Origin of the sequence: Streptomyces sp. ISL-96 (genome assembly GCF_018614035.1) — a bacterium.
Taxonomy (GTDB): Bacteria; Actinomycetota; Actinomycetes; order Streptomycetales; family Streptomycetaceae; genus Streptomyces.
On the sequence record NZ_JAGGPA010000005.1, the window covers coordinates 213,249 to 227,306 of the forward strand.

Consider the following 14,058-nt stretch of genomic DNA (forward strand, 5'->3'; position numbering starts at 1 on the left):
CCAGGGCGTGGCCGGCGGATCCTTTCCTTCCGCTGAAAATGCGCGCGACCCAGTTGGCCGGGCGCGGCCGGGCCCGCCTGTGGCTCCGGCGCGCGGCGGGCCCGCCGTGCCCCCGCACCTCCGCCTTCGCGCGGCGCGATTCAGCAACCCCGACCCCGTCCACCGCACCCGACCGGATCCTCCCGAGGAGGCCGCACCCGTGACCCCCCGTCCACCGTCCCGCAAGTCCCCCGACGCCGAGCAGCCCGCACCGTCCAATCCGCCCACCCCGCCCCGCAAGCGCGCCAAGCGCGCCACGGCCCCGAAGCCGGCCAAGGCCGCCAAGTCGCCGCAGGCCCCGCAGCCGGCGGAAGGACCGCCGGACTCCGCGCCCAAGGCCGCCCAGGACGCCGAAACCGGGCGCGGACCGGGCACCGGCGCGCGCGGCCGTTCGAAGGCGCAGCCGGCCAAGACCGCCAAGCCGCGCCGGGCCCCGAAGCCGGTGGAAGGACCGCCGGACTCCGCGCCGAAGGCCGTGCAGGACGCCGAGAGCGACACGCCCGCGAAGCCCCCCACGCCCAAGAAGCGGCGGCCGGGCGCCCTCGAAGGCAGTGACCGGGACCGGCTCCTGTCAGGCGGCCACCACGACCCGCACGGCCTCCTCGGCGCCCACCCGTTCCAGGAAACAAACGCACCCACCGGCGTCGTCTTCCGCGCGCTGCGCCCCTTCGCCCAGGCCGTCACCGTCCTGGCCGACGGCCACCGTACGCAACTCCACGACGACGGCGACGGCCTCTTCTCCGGCGTACTGCCCCTGGACGCCGTACCGCCGGAGTACACCCTGCTCGTCACGTACGACGGCATCGAGCACGAGGCCCAGGACCCGTACCGCTTCCTCCCCGCCCTCGGCGAGCTCGACCTCTACCTCATCGGCGAGGGCCGCCACGAAGAGCTGTGGCAGGCGCTCGGCGCGCAGCCGATGGTCCACCAGGGCGTCACCGGCACCCGCTTCACCGTCTGGGCGCCGAACGCCCGCGGCGTGCGCGTCAGCGGCGACTTCAACTACTGGAACGGCACCGGGTTCCCGATGCGCTCCCTCGGCTCGTCCGGGATCTGGGAGCTGTTCGTGCCCGGCGTCGGCGAGGGCGCGCTCTACAAGTTCGAGATCATGCGTCCCGACGGCAGCCACACGATGCGCGCCGACCCGATGGCCCGCCGCACCGAGTGCCCGCCCGCGAACGCGTCGATCGTCACCGCCTCGCACCACACCTGGCACGACCAGGAGTGGATGGCGCACCGCGCCGACCGCCCCATCCACAAGGCGCCCTTCTCGGTCTACGAAGTACATCTCGCATCCTGGCGCCCCGGCCTGAGCTACCGCGAGCTGGCCGAACAGCTCCCCGCCTACGTCGCCGACCTCGGCTTCACCCACGTCGAGCTGATGCCGGTCGCCGAGCACCCCTTCGGCGGTTCGTGGGGCTACCAGGTCACCGGCCTGTACGCCCCGACCGCCCGCATGGGCACGCCCGACGACTTCCGCTACCTGGTCGACGCGCTGCACCGGGCCGGCATCGGCGTCATCATGGACTGGGTCCCGGCCCACTTCCCGAAGGACGACTGGGCGCTGGCGCGGTTCGACGGCCCGAACCTGTACGAGCACGAGGACTGGCGGCGCGCCGAGCACCCCGACTGGGGCACGCTCGAATTCGACTACGGGCGCCCGGAGGTGCGTAACTTCCTGGTCGCGAACGCCACGTACTGGTGCGAGGAGTTCCACATCGACGGGCTGCGCGTCGACGCGGTCGCCTCGATGCTCTACCTCGACTACTCGCGCGAGGACGGCGAGTGGGCGCCGAACGAGTTCGGCGGGCGCGACAACCCGGACGCCGTCTCCTTCCTCCAGGAGATGAACGCGACCGTCTACCGCCGCAACCCCGGCGTCGTGACGATCGCGGAGGAGTCCACCGCGTGGGACGGCGTGACCCGCCCGACCGACAGCGGCGGCCTCGGCTTCGGCCTGAAGTGGAACATGGGCTGGATGCACGACTCGCTCGTGTACATCAGCAAGGAGCCCGTGCACCGCAAGTACCACCACAACGAGATGACGTTCTCGATGGTGTACGCGTACAGCGAGAACTACGTGCTGCCCATCTCCCACGACGAGGTCGTGCACGGCAAGCAGGCCCTGGTGAGCAAGATGCCGGGCGACTGGTGGCAGCAGCGCGCCAACCACCGCGCGTACCTCGGCTACATGTGGGCGCACCCCGGCAAGCAGCTCCTCTTCATGGGGCAGGAGTTCGCCCAGGGGGCGGAGTGGTCGGAGGGGCACGGCCCCGACTGGTGGCTGCTGGACCCGGCGTACTCGGCGGAGCCGGACCACCGGGGCGTACGTGACCTGGTCCGCGACCTCAATCAGCTGTACGTCGCCACGCCGGCCCTCTGGGAGCTGGACACGGTCCCCGACGGTTTCTCGTGGGTGCTGGGCGACGCCGCCGAGGACAATGTCTTCGCGTTCCTGCGCTTCGACGCGAAGAGCGGCCCGCTGCTGGCGGTCTCCAACTTCTCGCCGGTCGTACGGCACGGTTACCGGCTCTGCGTCCCGGACCTCATCCCGGCCTGGACGGAGGTCCTGAACACGGACGCGGCCCGGTACGGCGGCAGCGACGTACGCAATACGGAACCGCTCAAGCCGGAGCCGGGCGGGGCGCACGGGGGCCGGCCGAGCCTGGAGCTGACACTGCCGCCGCTGGCGACGGTGTGGTTCAAGCCGGCCTGATCCCCTTGTCCGCTGTCCGTCCCTGCGCGAGCCCTTCCCGGAGGCATTCGGGAAGGGCTCCCGTGTGTACGACGGTGAGGCGCTGCGTGGCCCGGGTCAGGGCCACGTACAGGTCGTTGGCGCCGCGCGGCGACCCGGCGAGGATCCGTCCCGGCTCGACGACGACCACCGTGTCGAACTCCAGGCCCTTCGCCTGCCGGGGGTCGAGGAGCACGACGGCCCTGGTGAGGTCGGGTGCGCGGCCGTGCGCGGCGTCGGGGAGGGCGGCGGCCAGTGCCGGGTGCAGCTCGCGCGGCACGACGACGGCGAGCCGTCCCTCTTCCGTCTCCGCCGGTGCCTCGTCCGCCACCGTTTCGGCGACGGTACGGGCGAGGTCGTCCGGCTCGGTGGCGCGCGCACGGGGGCGTACACCGGTGGAGCGGACCGAGCCCGGCGGCTCGAAGGCCGGGTCCTCGGCCCGCCGTACACCGGCCGCGACCTCCATGATCTCGGCGGGCGTACGGTAGTTCACGCCGAGCCGGGTGTGCTGCCACCGGCTCCCGACGTACGGGTCGAGGATCTGCTGCCAGGAGTCGCAGCCCGCCGCGTCCCCGGTCTGGGCCGGGTCGCCGACGAGCGTCATGGAGCGCGTCGGGCAGCGGCGCATCAGCAGCCGCCAGGTCATGGCGGACAGCTCCTGCGCCTCGTCGACGATGATGTGACCGAAGGCCCAGGTGCGGTCGGCGGCGGCCCGTTCGGCGGCGCTGCGGTGGTCGGCCTCCTCGTGGCGATCGGCCATCCGCTCGGCGTCGACGATGTCCTGCGCGCCCAGGATCTCGGACGCGTCCTTGTCGATGTCCTCCTTGTCCTCGAACTCGTAGCTTCGGGAGGCGTACGCGACGTCCAGCACGCCCTGGGCGTACGCGATGCGCTGCTGCCGCTCGGCCTCCTCGGCCGCCCGCGCGGCCGAGTCGTCCTCGCCGAGAAGTTCGGCGGCCTCGTCGAGGAGCGGCACGTCGGCGGGCGTCCACTCGCCGCCGTCGCGCCGGATCAACTCGGCATCAACGTCGGGCAGATGAACGGGATCGACGAGGAAGTCGGCGACCAGCTGCTGCGGGGTGAGCGGCGGCCACAGCGAGTCGATGGCCGCGTGCACCTCGTCGCTGAGCGCGATGGCCTTGCCGAGCTGGGCGATGTCGTCGGGGCCGAGGAAGTTGGGGCCGCCGTACGGGTCGAATCCAATCCGGTCGGCCAGCTGGTCGGTGAGCGCGTCGATGATCCGGAAGGCGAAGTGGGGACGGGCGAGGTTGTGCGGCAGGAGGGTCTGGCGGGCGGCTGCCCGGGCGTCCTCCGCCATCGCCCGGTCCAGCACCAGCGTGCCGTCGTCGTGCGCGATCTCGATGCCCGGGTGGGGCACGGTCTGCCGGCCCCGTACGAAACGGGCGAGGGCGTCCGCCATCGCGACGCGGCCCTTGACCTCGGCGGCAGCGGGAGTATCAGTACCGGTGGCGGCGACGCCGGGGAAGAGCTCGCCCACGGTCGCGAGCAGGACCCCGGTCTCGCCGAGCGAGGGCAGCACTTCGCCGATGTAGGCGAGAAAGGCGGGATTCGGCCCGACGATCAGCACACCGCGACGGGCGAGCAGCTCACGGTAGGCGTACAGCAGATACGCCGCGCGATGCAGGGCAACGACGGTCTTTCCGGTGCCGGGGCCGCCCTCGACTACAAGGACTCCCTGGGGCGAGGCGCGGATGATGCGGTCCTGCTCGGCCTGGATGGTCTGCACGATGTCGTGCATCCGTCCGGAGCGCGCCGCGTCCAGCGCGGCGAGCAGCACGGTGTCGGCGGCGGAGCCCTCGTAGCCGGTGCGGGTGGTGTCGGTGAGGTCGAGGATTTCGTCGTGCAGAGCGGTGACGGTGCGGCCTTCGGTGGTGATGTGGCGCCGGCGGCGCAGGCCCATCGGGGAATAACCGGTCGCGAGATAGAAGGGCCGGGCAATGTCGGCCCGCCAGTCGACGACGAGTGGCGTGCGCTCGGCGTCGTTCTGCCGGATTCCGATACGCCCCATGTGGTATTGGCGTCCGTCCTGGAAGTCGAGCCGTCCGAAGCAGAGCCCGCTCTCTCCCGCATTGAATGCGGCGAGCAGCCCGGACTGCTCGGCCACCAGCACATCCCGCTCCAGCTTCGCCTGCTGGCCGGTCCTCACCTGCGTCAACGCGGACTGCACGGCGAACTCGGCCTCTTCACGCAGGTCATCGAGGCGCGCGTAGAGACCGGTGATGAATTCCTGCTCTTTCTGAAATTCCTCGGTTGACAATTCAGCTCCCAACAAGCTACGCTGTGTTCACACGGCACCTCTGTGACCCAATTTATACGAAGTCACGGAAACGCTCAATATACGCAGAGAAATACCCCGGGTGTCAATTCCCCGGGGTATTTCTTTTGCCTGTGGCAGCTTGTCGCTCGGCTACGCGTCCGCCAGCTCCAGGAGCAGCTTTCGCTTGGGCCGGGCGCCGACCATCTGCTTCACCGGCTCACCGTCACGGAAGACGATGAGCGTCGGCATCGACAGCACGCCGTACCGGAGCGTCGTCTCGGGATTGAAGTCCACATCCAGCTGAACGACCTTGACCCGGTCGGCTTCCTCCCGGGCCACGTCGCTGAGTACGGGCGCGAGCTGTCGGCACGACCCGCACCAGTCGGCCGTGAACTCCACAAGAACAGGAAGACCGGCCTTCAGGACCTCATCGTCGAAGGTCGCGTCCGTGACCGCGTCCACACCCACTGCTCGCACCATCAATGTCTCCTCAGTCCGTCAATCCGTCAGTTCACAGCGCGGCTCGGGACCACCGGGTATTGCCGCTCCCGCTTCGAGCTCCGCACGGGCGAGCTGGGCGCCGACCTCCGTGCGTACGGCGTCCAACCGACCGATCAGCACGTCGAGTTCGGCCAGCTTGCGCCGGTACACGTCGAGCGAGGCCGGACAGGAGTCCCCCGCCGGATGGCCGGCCCGCAGGCAGTCCACAAAGGGGCGGGTCTCCTCCAGGTCGAACCCGAAGTCCTGAAGGGTCCGGATCTGCTGGAGGAGCCGCAGGTCCTCCTCGTCGTACGTGCGGTAGCCGTTGACCGCGCGCCGGGCGGGGAGGAGCCCGCGGGACTCGTAGTAGCGCAGTGCGCGGGTGGTCGTCCCCGCGCGCTGCGCCAGCTCGCCGATTCGCATGCCCCGACGGTAATCCTTGACGCCGACGTCAAGGCAAGGACGTCAGCCCTTGAGCTTGAGCACCTCGAACGTGCTCGCCCAGCCGTCGGCCCCGTACCCCTTGGCGATCGCACGGTCGGCGACGGACTTGATCGCCTCCAGCTGACCCGTGTCGAGGCCGCGGTCCCGCGACATGTGCAGAAGGTGGTCGACGCTCGCGGTCATCATGCTCAGGTTGGCCTCGTCTCCGTCGTATTGGCCCGCGTCAATGGCGGACGCCATCTCGGCGGCGATGGGCGGCAGGATGGCAGTGATGGTGTTCAGATACGGCGCGAGGGCCTGGGCCGCCACGTTGTCCTCGCGCGCCAGGGCGAAGGCGTGCACGAGCCCGGACATGCTCGCGTAGAAGAAGTCGAGCATCGACAGGTCGTAGGCGGCGGCAAGGGCGTGGTCCTCACCCAGGTAGGCGGCGTTGCCGGCCAGCGCCTTCAGGGCACTCTCGTACTTCTCGAAAGCCGGCCGCGACCCGGCATAGAGGATGAGCGCCTCCGGCCCGCCGACGAGCGAGGTCGGCACCATCACGGCGCCGTCCAGATACGCGACGCCGTGCGCGTCCGCCCAGGCGGCGGCCGTACGGGCCCGCTCCGGCGAGTCGGAGGTGAGGTTGACGAGCACGCGGTCGGCGAGGACGTCACCCAGCGGCTCAAGGATGGCTTGCGAGGCGTCGTAATCCACAACACACACGACGGTCAACTCACTTGCCAGCACGGCCTCTTCGGCGGTCTGAGCAAGGACCGCGCCACGCGCGACGAGGTCCTCACCCTTGCCGGCGGAACGGTTCCAGACAGTGGTGGGATGCCCGGCATCGAGAAAAGCACCGGCGAGCGCGCGCCCCATGGCGCCGAGCCCGATGACGGTAACGGGAACAAGATCGTGTGAAGTCATGACCACCATGCTTCGGCGCCGCAGCCCATCCGACAAGTACCCACTTTTTAGTCAGTACCCGTACACGCTCAGCTCGGTGATGGTGGCGAAGATGTGCTCCCGGATGTGCGTCGACAGCGACTGCGGGTCGAGAGCCTGCGGGTCCAGTCCACGCAGTTCGATCCCGGAGGCCACAATCAGCGGCATGAAACTCGATGATCTGGTGATCCCCAGTACCTCCGCGTGCGCCGCAGCCCTCGAAGTGGCCTCCGCCTACTGTTCCCCTGCGCTCCTCAACCATTCGGCGCGCGCCTACATATGGGCGGCGGCCTACGGCTCGTCGCGAGACATCACGTTCGACCCGGAGTTGCTGTATGTGGCGTCGATGCTCCATGACATCGGCCTGGCGACTGAGTTCGACAACCACACAGTGTCGTTCGATGAGGCCGGCGGGCACGTGGCGTGGGTGTTCGCAGCCGGTGCCGGCTGGCCCGCGGAGCGCCGTACGCGCCTGTCGGAGGTGATCGTCAGGCACATGTGGGATCAGGTCGACGTGGCCATGGACGCCGAGGGCCACCTGTTGGAGCGCTCAACCAGTACGGACATCTCGGGCCGAAACGTGGACGACTTCCCTGCCGGCTTCCGGGCCGAAGTCCTGGAACGCTACCCCCGGCACGGCCTCGCCGAGGAGTTCCTGTCGTGTTTCCGCAACCAGGCGGAGCGTAAGCCGGACAGCTCGGCGGCAGCGGCGGTACGTAACAACATCGCCGCCAGAATCGTCGTGAACCCGCTCGACGCATAGTCGTCCGGCCGGTGCGGAATCGGGTTCCGTACCGGCCGGGTCACGTCAGCGGGTCAGCGCGTCAGCGGGTCACACCTTCGCCGGGGCCTTGTCGTCGTTCCGGGCCTCCGGGAGGTCCCGCGACTCCGCCGCGTCCGGTGCCTCGGTGTGGTCGTCGAGGAGGGTTTTCTCGTCGAAGGGGGCCAGGCCTGCCAGCACCTGGTCGACGCGGGTCTTGTCGATCTCCTTCCGGGCCACGTCGCTGAGTACGGGCGCGAGTTGTCGGCACGGCCCGCACCAGTCGGCCGTGAACTCCACAAGAACAGGAAGACCGGCCTTCAGGACCTCATCGTCGAAGGTCGCGTCCGTGACCGCGTCCACACCCACTGCTCGCACCATCAGTATCTCCTCAGTCCGTCAGTCCGTCAGTTCACAGCGCGGCTCGGGACCACCGGGTATTGCCGCTCCCGCTTCGAGCTCCGCACGGGCGAGCTGGGCGCCCACCTGCGTGCGTACGGCGCCCAACTGCCCGATCAGCGAGTCGAGTTCGTCGAGCTTGCGCCGATATACGTCCAGCGAGGCCGGACAGGAGTCCCCCGCCGGATGGCCGGCCCGCAGGCAGTCCACAAAGGGACGGGGCTCCTCCAGGTCGAACCCGAAGTCCTGAAGGGTCCGGATCTGCTGGAGGAGCCGCAGGTCCTCCTCGTCGTACGTGCGGTAGCCGTTGACCGCGCGCCGGGCGGGGATGAGCCCGCGGGACTCGTAGTAGCGCAGCGCCCGGGTGGTCGTCCCCGCCCGCTCCGCCAGCTCGCCGATTCTCATGGCCGACGGTAATCCTTGACGTCGACGTCAAGGCAAGAGCTTCCCTCGCAGGCCAACGTCATGGTCAGTACTCAGGCGTGACCGCCACGTCCGGCTCAGCCTCCAGCACCAAGCCGCACCACTGCCATCGACGAACCTCACAGGTCTTCGGCAGTGGAATCCAGCCAATCATCGATTGATTCCCGCAGGCCGTCGATGATCGGATTCAGCTGAGTTCGCAGCAATGCCGACCTCAACGCCCCTGCTGTTTCCCGGTCGATACGAAGGGTCAGAAACATTTCAGGGTTGACCAAAATCGGCTCAGGACTCAACCCGCTACTCCTGATGGTCGACGCCAACCGAGACGCGTCTTCCTCGGTCAGGCCTGGAACATCGATGCCCCAATAGAGCTCTTGGTCGTTGGCGCCGTCGCCGCTCATACTGATCAACAACCGATCTTGTTCAAGAGTGCGTCTGTAGTGGCCGTCCTGGTCGCTTTCGCTCCCAAGTCCTCCACCGATTTCGCAATCTTCCAGGTTCCACCATTATGCGAGCCATCGCCGTTACCAATATCTTGCGAGATAAACGTCTTCCCGTTCGTGAATACCGTCTGTTCCTTAATCGGTAGCGCCCCCGTGCGGAGTCGCGGACCGGTGCGTCGGTGTCCGCAGAGTCAGGCACCCTCGTCCGCCTCCTCCTCTTCCGGGTCCCGGAGGCGCTGCCCGCGCGAGTCGGCGACGCGGAGCGCGTCGGCCAGAGCTTCGGTCAACCGGCAGGCCAGCCAGCGGTATTCGGTTGCCGACAGGCTCTTCGCGCCGGGGGCCGTGGTGTCGCGGGCGTACTCCAGCAGCTCCTTGCCCATGCCCAGCTGCACCGACTCGATGTTGTCGGCGAGGGTGGAGAGGTAGCCGCGGCCGTCGGTGCTGAGGTAGCAGGGCTTCCCCTCGGGGGTGGTCCACGGCAGCAGGCGCGGGCCTGGCAGTCCTGCTGCCGTGTCGTGGAGATCCCTGCGGCGCATGCGGTCCGCGTCGCTCCTGGGCTGGTTCACCGTGTACCCCCGGGCCTGGGTCGCTGATAGAGACACAAGGACCGTAGGCACTGACCGCCCGCCACCCCAGGTACGCGCCACGGTAGTTGGTGACACACGGTGCGGAACGTGTTGCGCTACGTGGCAGTTAGCCGATGACGCCCAGGTGGTCGGCCATCTCGCGCATGTCGGCGGTGAGGGTGCGCTTGCGCTTCTTAAGAATCTCCTGCATGGTCTCGGCGGCCATCCGCTGGTGCCGCAGCCATTCGGGGGAGGCGCGGCGGACGCCGGCCAGCTCGTCCATAGCCGTCGTCAGGTCGCCGGTGCGGGCGTGGGCGCGGGCCACATCGAGCCGGTGGCGGTTCCAGTTGTCGTCGCTCGGCCTGCCGGTGTACTTCCACGCCTTGGGCGACATCGCGTCCTCGCTGGACTTGCGGACGACAGTGCGGGCGTCGCCCAGGACCATGGCGTCCTCGACGCCCTTCATCCCGACGGTGAGCGGCCCGAAGGTGGTCCAGTGCCGGAAGAACGATCCGGTGTGCTCCCGGCCCACGGCGGCTGCGGCGGTGGTGGCCACCCGGTGGTACTGGCGGGCTTCCTGGGGGCGGTTGTTGCGGCCTGCGGCTGCGGCGGCGCGCAGGCCAAGCCATCCCCAGGCCGCGCACTCGTCCGGTGTCGCGCGGGAGAGCCTCGGTTCCATCACGTCGGCGGTCTGGGCGGCGAGTTGTTCGGCTTCGTCCAGGCGGCCCTGGCGCAGCAGGAGCCAGCACATGCCGATGACGCCAGAGGCCGCGGTGAGCGTGTCCCCGGTGCGGCGGGCGTCGGTGATCGCGTGGGACAGGGCGGTGTAGGCGAGGTCGTACTGGCGTACCTGGGTCAGGTAGCGGCCGGCCAGTTGCATCGCCTCGGCGCGGGCCAGAAGGGCCTGGTGGTGTTCTTCGCCGTGGTCGAAGTGGGCAACTGCGGTGTTGGCGTCGCGCAGGAGGGCGGGCAGTTGGGAGGCGACGCTCTGGTAGCTGTCGGAGTGGTAGAGCACCGCGCCGTCGTGGACGGTGCGGCGGAAGCGCCGCAGGTTCGGTTCTTCCTCGGCCCTCTCGCCGTCCGTGTCGGCAAGTCCCACGGGTGGGGTGAGGGCGGCGCGGAGCTGGATCAGGTTGACCCGGTTCGGATCCTCTCCCCGTCCGACGGGTTGTGGGGCGTCCGGGGCCAGCAGGGTCGCGGTGGTCACATGCAGTGCACGGGCGAGGATGTGCAGGGTCTCCATGCGGACGGTGCCGCCTTGTTCGACCTTGCGTACGGTGCCCGGCGACACGCCTGCACTGTGGGCCAGTTCCTCCTGGCTCATCCCCGCGCGGCGCCGGTACTTGCGGACGTTGTCGGCCAGTTCCGTAGTCATCAACTCACCACCTCCGACCCCACGGTACGCCGGGAGACCAGTCGGCGGGCCGGGCTCCGGCAGGATCACGGGCTGAGCGGGAGGGGTCCCTCGTCGGTCGGGCAGCTTCGCCGTGCCAGGGTTCCCCGGGGGCCGCCAAGGCTCACACCGTGACGCGTGCGCTCGGCCTTGGCGGCCCCCGGGGGTTCCTGGTACGCCTCCGGTGACCGGGCGACGAGGGACCCCACCCGCGACCACTCACCACGACGAAGCCGCACCCGCACTCGGCCCCGCTGCCCCTCAGAGGGAGGGCCGGGGTCTGGGGTAGGGCCCCAGGTGGCTTGCTGTGCTGGCTGTTGCGCGCCCGGACCGGCAGGGTCGTCGCCGGCGGGGCGGAGACAGGAGCGGGCGGCGGCCCCGCCGGGCCGGAGCGCGCGCGGCCCGCGCCAGCGGACCGCCTTGAACCAGTAAAGAAACTCTGAACAGCTCGGCTCGGATTGAACCATGTCTTGTCTCGGTTGATGCTTGACGTTGTGGCTTCACCTGATGCTTGACACCGCTTGCCTCGGCTTGGCTGTGCACGTCCGATTGGCGTGCGCGGGGAGGGTCGGGGCCGTGCTGGTGGAGTTGAGCGTGGTCGAGCAGCGGTATCACGCAGTGATGGAGGTCGCCGCGGGGGTTCCGGTCACTCAAGTCGCGGCCCGGTATGGGGTGTCGAGGCAGTCGGTGCACTCGTGGGTGCGCAAGTACGAGCAGTCGGGTCTGCCGGGGCTGGCGGACCGGTCGCATCGGCCGGCCTCGTGCCCGCACCGGATCGCGGCGGAGGTGGAGGCGGTGGTGTGTGAGCTGCGGCGCCGGCATCCCGGCTGGGGTCCGCGCAGACTGGTGCACGAGCTGGAACGCAGAGGCATCACACCAGTGCCCTCCAGGGCGACGGTCTATCGGGTTCTGATCCGCAACGGCCTGGTCGAGCCCGGGGTCCGCAGGCGGCGCCGGTCGGATTACCGCAGGTGGGAGCGGTCGGCGGCGATGGAGCTGTGGCAGATGGACATCGTCGGCGGCATCCTGCTGGCCAATGGAAGTGAGTGCAAGGTGGTCACCGGGATCGACGACCACTCACGGTGTGTCTGGCCTTCGGTCAAGCGCTGGAGCGGTTCGGAGCGCCCGAAGAGGTGCTGACCGACAACGGCAAGCAGTTCACCGCCCGGTTCTCGCCGGGCAAGCCCGGGGAGACGATGTTCGACCGGATCTGCCGGGAGAACGGCATCACCCACCGGCTCACCCGCCCGCAGTCCCCGACCACCACCGGGAAGATCGAACGGTTTCATCAGACCCTGCGGCGTGAACTCCTCGATGCCTGCGAGCCGTTCGCCGACCTGGAGGCCGCGCAGACGACGGTGGACGGATGGCTGGAGGACTACAACCGGATGCGGCCGCACCAGGCACTGGACATGGCCGTCCCGGCCAGCAGATTCGTGCCCAGGCCGCTGTCCGAGCAGGACGCGCTGCCGGTGGTCCTGCCCGCCCGCCTCGACCCGGTCCCCGCCCCGGCGCCCGCAAAACCGGAGCCTGAACCAGAGCCGGTGGCACGGGCCTGGCCGATGGCCGAGGGTGAGGTCGGTGCGGTCGAGGTGGAGCGGGTGGTGCCGACGTCGGGGAATCTGAGCCTGCGCGGGCAGCAGATCTGGCTCGGTCCGGCCCTGGCCGGCACCACGGTGATGCTGCGGATCGACGTGAACCGGCTGCATGTGCTCATCGGTGGCGCACGGCACAAGACCCTGCCCTCCAAGCTGTCCGGCCGGGACCTCAAAGCCCTGCTGGCGGGCGGAGGCGCCCGTCCCGCGCGACCTTGGGTGGACGACCCCGGCCCAGCGCGGACCGCCGGCGGCGTGGTGGAAGTGGACCGGACCGTCAACGCGGTCGGCTACGTCGGCCTGGGCGGCGACAAGGTCCTGATCGGCTGGCCGTTCGCCGGACAGCGGGTCACCCTCCGCCTCGACGGCAAAGTCCTGCAGGTCCTGAACGAGCAGCGTGTCCTGCAGGCCACCCTGCCCAGCCCGCTGCCGCCTTCCGCCTGCGGACGCCCGCAAGGCGGCCGTCCGGCCGGCCCACCGCCGCAGCTGCCACCGCCCGCCGAGCAGATCGCCGAGCGGACCGTCAGCAACGTCGGCGGCTTCATGGTCGCCGGACAGCGCATCCAGCTCGGCCGCGGCTATGCCCACCAGGTCGTCACCGCCCACCTGAGCGAGGACACTATCCGCGTCTTCCACGACCAAGAACTGATCACCACCGTCCCGCGCGTCACCAGGAAGGAGGTGGTCGTCCGCAACTCCGGCGAACACAACCGCCGGAAGATCGTCTAGGGCAGACGTCAAGCATCACCCGACGCCAACCCGTCAATCATCAACTGAGACTCGACAGGCTCGGATTGAACCACCCTCCTCCGCAAGGCCGGCCTCTCCGCCGCATCCGCTTCCACGACCTCCGGCGCTCGACCGCCACCCTGCTCCTGGAACAGGGCGTCGATCTCGTCGTGATCAAGGAACTCCTCGGCCACGCCCACATCGGCGTCACCGCCACCGTCTACGCCCACGTCCGGCTCCGCCTCCAGCGCGACGCCATCGACCTTCTTGGCCACGCCCTCCGCAACCCCGCTGAGGCCAACAGTCAGCCCGACGGCAGCGACGACCCCCCGCTGTGCGCAGCACCCGTCCACTGATGTTGCCGTCAATTACTGCCGTCAGACACCTCTGTGGCCCCGTCGGAACGCTCCCGACGGGGCCACAAATTTGCTCCTGCATACAGGTGCGATGCGAGATCAGGTTCTCCTGTTACGGCCGGATATCACTCACCACTCCACATCGCAATCTCCCCTCCGGGCATGCAGGTCACTCGCTTCCCCTTAGGCCCGACAATCCCCCAAGCCTCATATTCCTCGTCCGGCAGGACAGTCAGTTTCGTGCCGCTTTCGAATTCGATCACGAGATCACCGACTCCTCCTACTTCAGCCTCAGCAATCACGTCACGGACCAGTCTGACGAGATGGGGAGCCGCAACTTCCGGTGATTCTGGATCGAAAGACACATGATCCCCAGCCGAGGCTTGAAGAATCGCCTCGGTCTCGACGCGGAGTTCGCAATCCCCACTGGTCAGGACCGTGAGAGCCGCGTCGAAGCAGACGCGGGTAACTGCTTGACCTCGAAGGTTCAGGTTCATG

The 14,058-nt window shown here is 69.1% G+C and carries 14 protein-coding genes and 2 pseudogenes; 4 read left to right on the plus strand and 12 right to left on the minus strand.

Going from position 1 to position 14,058, the window contains the following annotated elements:
- The first annotated feature begins 199 nt into the window (after positions 1-199).
- Positions 200-2,755 carry a 1,4-alpha-glucan branching enzyme gene (gene glgB / locus J7E96_RS03825; RefSeq protein ID WP_215127408.1) on the plus strand — a complete coding sequence of 852 codons (2,556 nt, stop codon included), beginning with the start codon at positions 200-202 and terminating at the stop codon, positions 2,753-2,755.
- Here the strand turns inward: glgB and J7E96_RS03830 are convergent.
- From J7E96_RS03830 to J7E96_RS38095, 5 genes are all read right to left on the minus strand, one after another.
- Positions 2,742-5,051 carry an ATP-binding domain-containing protein gene (locus J7E96_RS03830; protein ID WP_215127410.1) on the minus strand — a complete coding sequence of 770 codons (2,310 nt, stop codon included), beginning with the start codon at positions 5,049-5,051 and terminating at the stop codon, positions 2,742-2,744. The genes glgB and J7E96_RS03830 overlap by 14 nt on opposite strands.
- A gap of 150 nt (positions 5,052-5,201) precedes the next feature.
- On the minus strand, positions 5,202-5,531 hold the full coding sequence (trxA, locus tag J7E96_RS03835; RefSeq protein WP_251069332.1) for a thioredoxin: 330 nt from the start codon (positions 5,529-5,531) through the stop codon (positions 5,202-5,204).
- Positions 5,532-5,549: 18 nt separating this feature from the next.
- Complete coding sequence (locus tag J7E96_RS03840) at positions 5,550-5,954, minus strand: MerR family transcriptional regulator (protein ID WP_215127411.1); 405 nt, start codon at positions 5,952-5,954, stop codon at positions 5,550-5,552.
- A 42-nt stretch (positions 5,955-5,996) separates the two neighbouring features.
- Positions 5,997-6,878, minus strand: coding sequence for an NAD(P)-dependent oxidoreductase (locus J7E96_RS03845; RefSeq protein WP_285439397.1), 882 nt, complete (start codon positions 6,876-6,878; stop codon positions 5,997-5,999).
- A gap of 51 nt (positions 6,879-6,929) precedes the next feature.
- Positions 6,930-7,064, minus strand: coding sequence for a hypothetical protein (locus J7E96_RS38095; RefSeq protein ID WP_285439398.1), 135 nt, complete (start codon positions 7,062-7,064; stop codon positions 6,930-6,932).
- On the opposite strand from J7E96_RS38095, the gene J7E96_RS03850 reads away from it, so the two are divergent.
- On the plus strand, positions 7,063-7,659 hold the full coding sequence (locus tag J7E96_RS03850; protein WP_215127413.1) for an HD domain-containing protein: 597 nt from the start codon (positions 7,063-7,065) through the stop codon (positions 7,657-7,659). The genes J7E96_RS38095 and J7E96_RS03850 overlap by 2 nt on opposite strands.
- A 69-nt stretch (positions 7,660-7,728) precedes the next feature.
- Here J7E96_RS03850 and J7E96_RS38100 read toward each other — a convergent pair whose 3' ends face one another.
- The 6 genes from J7E96_RS38100 to J7E96_RS03880 all read right to left on the minus strand — a co-directional run bounded on the left by J7E96_RS38100 (position 7,729) and on the right by J7E96_RS03880 (position 10,862).
- Positions 7,729-8,037, minus strand: coding sequence for a co-chaperone YbbN (locus J7E96_RS38100; RefSeq protein ID WP_285439399.1), 309 nt, complete (start codon positions 8,035-8,037; stop codon positions 7,729-7,731).
- 18 nt (positions 8,038-8,055) lie between these two features.
- Positions 8,056-8,460, minus strand: coding sequence for a MerR family transcriptional regulator (locus tag J7E96_RS03860; protein WP_215127415.1), 405 nt, complete (start codon positions 8,458-8,460; stop codon positions 8,056-8,058).
- 137 nt (positions 8,461-8,597) lie between these two features.
- Positions 8,598-8,888, minus strand: coding sequence for a hypothetical protein (locus J7E96_RS03865; protein ID WP_215127416.1), 291 nt, complete (start codon positions 8,886-8,888; stop codon positions 8,598-8,600).
- Entirely contained in the window at positions 8,885-9,061 is a 177-nt protein-coding gene (locus J7E96_RS38675; RefSeq protein ID WP_215127486.1) for a toxin C-terminal domain-containing protein, read from the minus strand. The genes J7E96_RS03865 and J7E96_RS38675 overlap by 4 nt, the downstream gene beginning before the upstream one ends.
- Before the next feature lie 51 nt (positions 9,062-9,112).
- Entirely contained in the window at positions 9,113-9,457 is a 345-nt protein-coding gene (locus J7E96_RS03875) for a hypothetical protein (protein ID WP_215127488.1), read from the minus strand.
- Positions 9,458-9,614: 157 nt separating this feature from the next.
- On the minus strand, positions 9,615-10,862 hold the full coding sequence (locus J7E96_RS03880) for a helix-turn-helix transcriptional regulator (protein WP_215127418.1): 1,248 nt from the start codon (positions 10,860-10,862) through the stop codon (positions 9,615-9,617).
- A 606-nt stretch (positions 10,863-11,468) separates the two neighbouring features.
- On the opposite strand from J7E96_RS03880, the pseudogene J7E96_RS03885 reads away from it, so the two are divergent.
- Together J7E96_RS03885 and J7E96_RS03890 are read left to right on the plus strand one after the other, a co-directional pair.
- Positions 11,469-13,204: pseudogene (locus tag J7E96_RS03885) on the plus strand (IS481 family transposase).
- A gap of 72 nt (positions 13,205-13,276) precedes the next feature.
- Positions 13,277-13,560: pseudogene (locus J7E96_RS03890) on the plus strand (tyrosine-type recombinase/integrase); the annotation flags it as partial.
- Positions 13,561-13,685: 125 nt separating this feature from the next.
- Here J7E96_RS03890 and J7E96_RS03895 read toward each other — a convergent pair.
- The gene (locus tag J7E96_RS03895; protein ID WP_215127420.1) at positions 13,686-14,057 is read right to left on the minus strand and encodes a DUF6188 family protein; all 372 of its coding nucleotides are present in this window, start codon (positions 14,055-14,057) and stop codon (positions 13,686-13,688) included.
- Position 14,058 lies beyond the last annotated feature (1 nt).

Excerpts from the sequence above, each read along its gene's own strand:
- J7E96_RS03880 (WP_215127418.1), bottom strand. The coding sequence starts at position 10,862 with ATGACTACGGAACTGGCCGACAACGTCCGCAAGTACCGGCGCCGCGCG.
- J7E96_RS03860 (WP_215127415.1), bottom strand. The coding sequence starts at position 8,460 with ATGAGAATCGGCGAGCTGGCGGAGCGGGCGGGGACGACCACCCGGGCG.
- J7E96_RS38095 (WP_285439398.1), bottom strand. The coding sequence starts at position 7,064 with ATGCCGCTGATTGTGGCCTCCGGGATCGAACTGCGTGGACTGGACCCG.
- trxA (WP_251069332.1), bottom strand. The coding sequence starts at position 5,531 with ATGGTGCGAGCAGTGGGTGTGGACGCGGTCACGGACGCGACCTTCGAC.
- J7E96_RS03840 (WP_215127411.1), bottom strand. The coding sequence starts at position 5,954 with ATGCGAATCGGCGAGCTGGCGCAGCGCGCGGGGACGACCACCCGCGCA.
- J7E96_RS03845 (WP_285439397.1), bottom strand. The coding sequence starts at position 6,878 with ATGACTTCACACGATCTTGTTCCCGTTACCGTCATCGGGCTCGGCGCC.
- J7E96_RS03875 (WP_215127488.1), bottom strand. The coding sequence starts at position 9,457 with ATGCGCCGCAGGGATCTCCACGACACGGCAGCAGGACTGCCAGGCCCG.
- J7E96_RS03895 (WP_215127420.1), bottom strand. The coding sequence starts at position 14,057 with ATGAACCTGAACCTTCGAGGTCAAGCAGTTACCCGCGTCTGCTTCGAC.
- J7E96_RS38100 (WP_285439399.1), bottom strand. The coding sequence starts at position 8,037 with ATGGTGCGAGCAGTGGGTGTGGACGCGGTCACGGACGCGACCTTCGAC.
- J7E96_RS03850 (WP_215127413.1), top strand. The coding sequence starts at position 7,063 with ATGAAACTCGATGATCTGGTGATCCCCAGTACCTCCGCGTGCGCCGCA.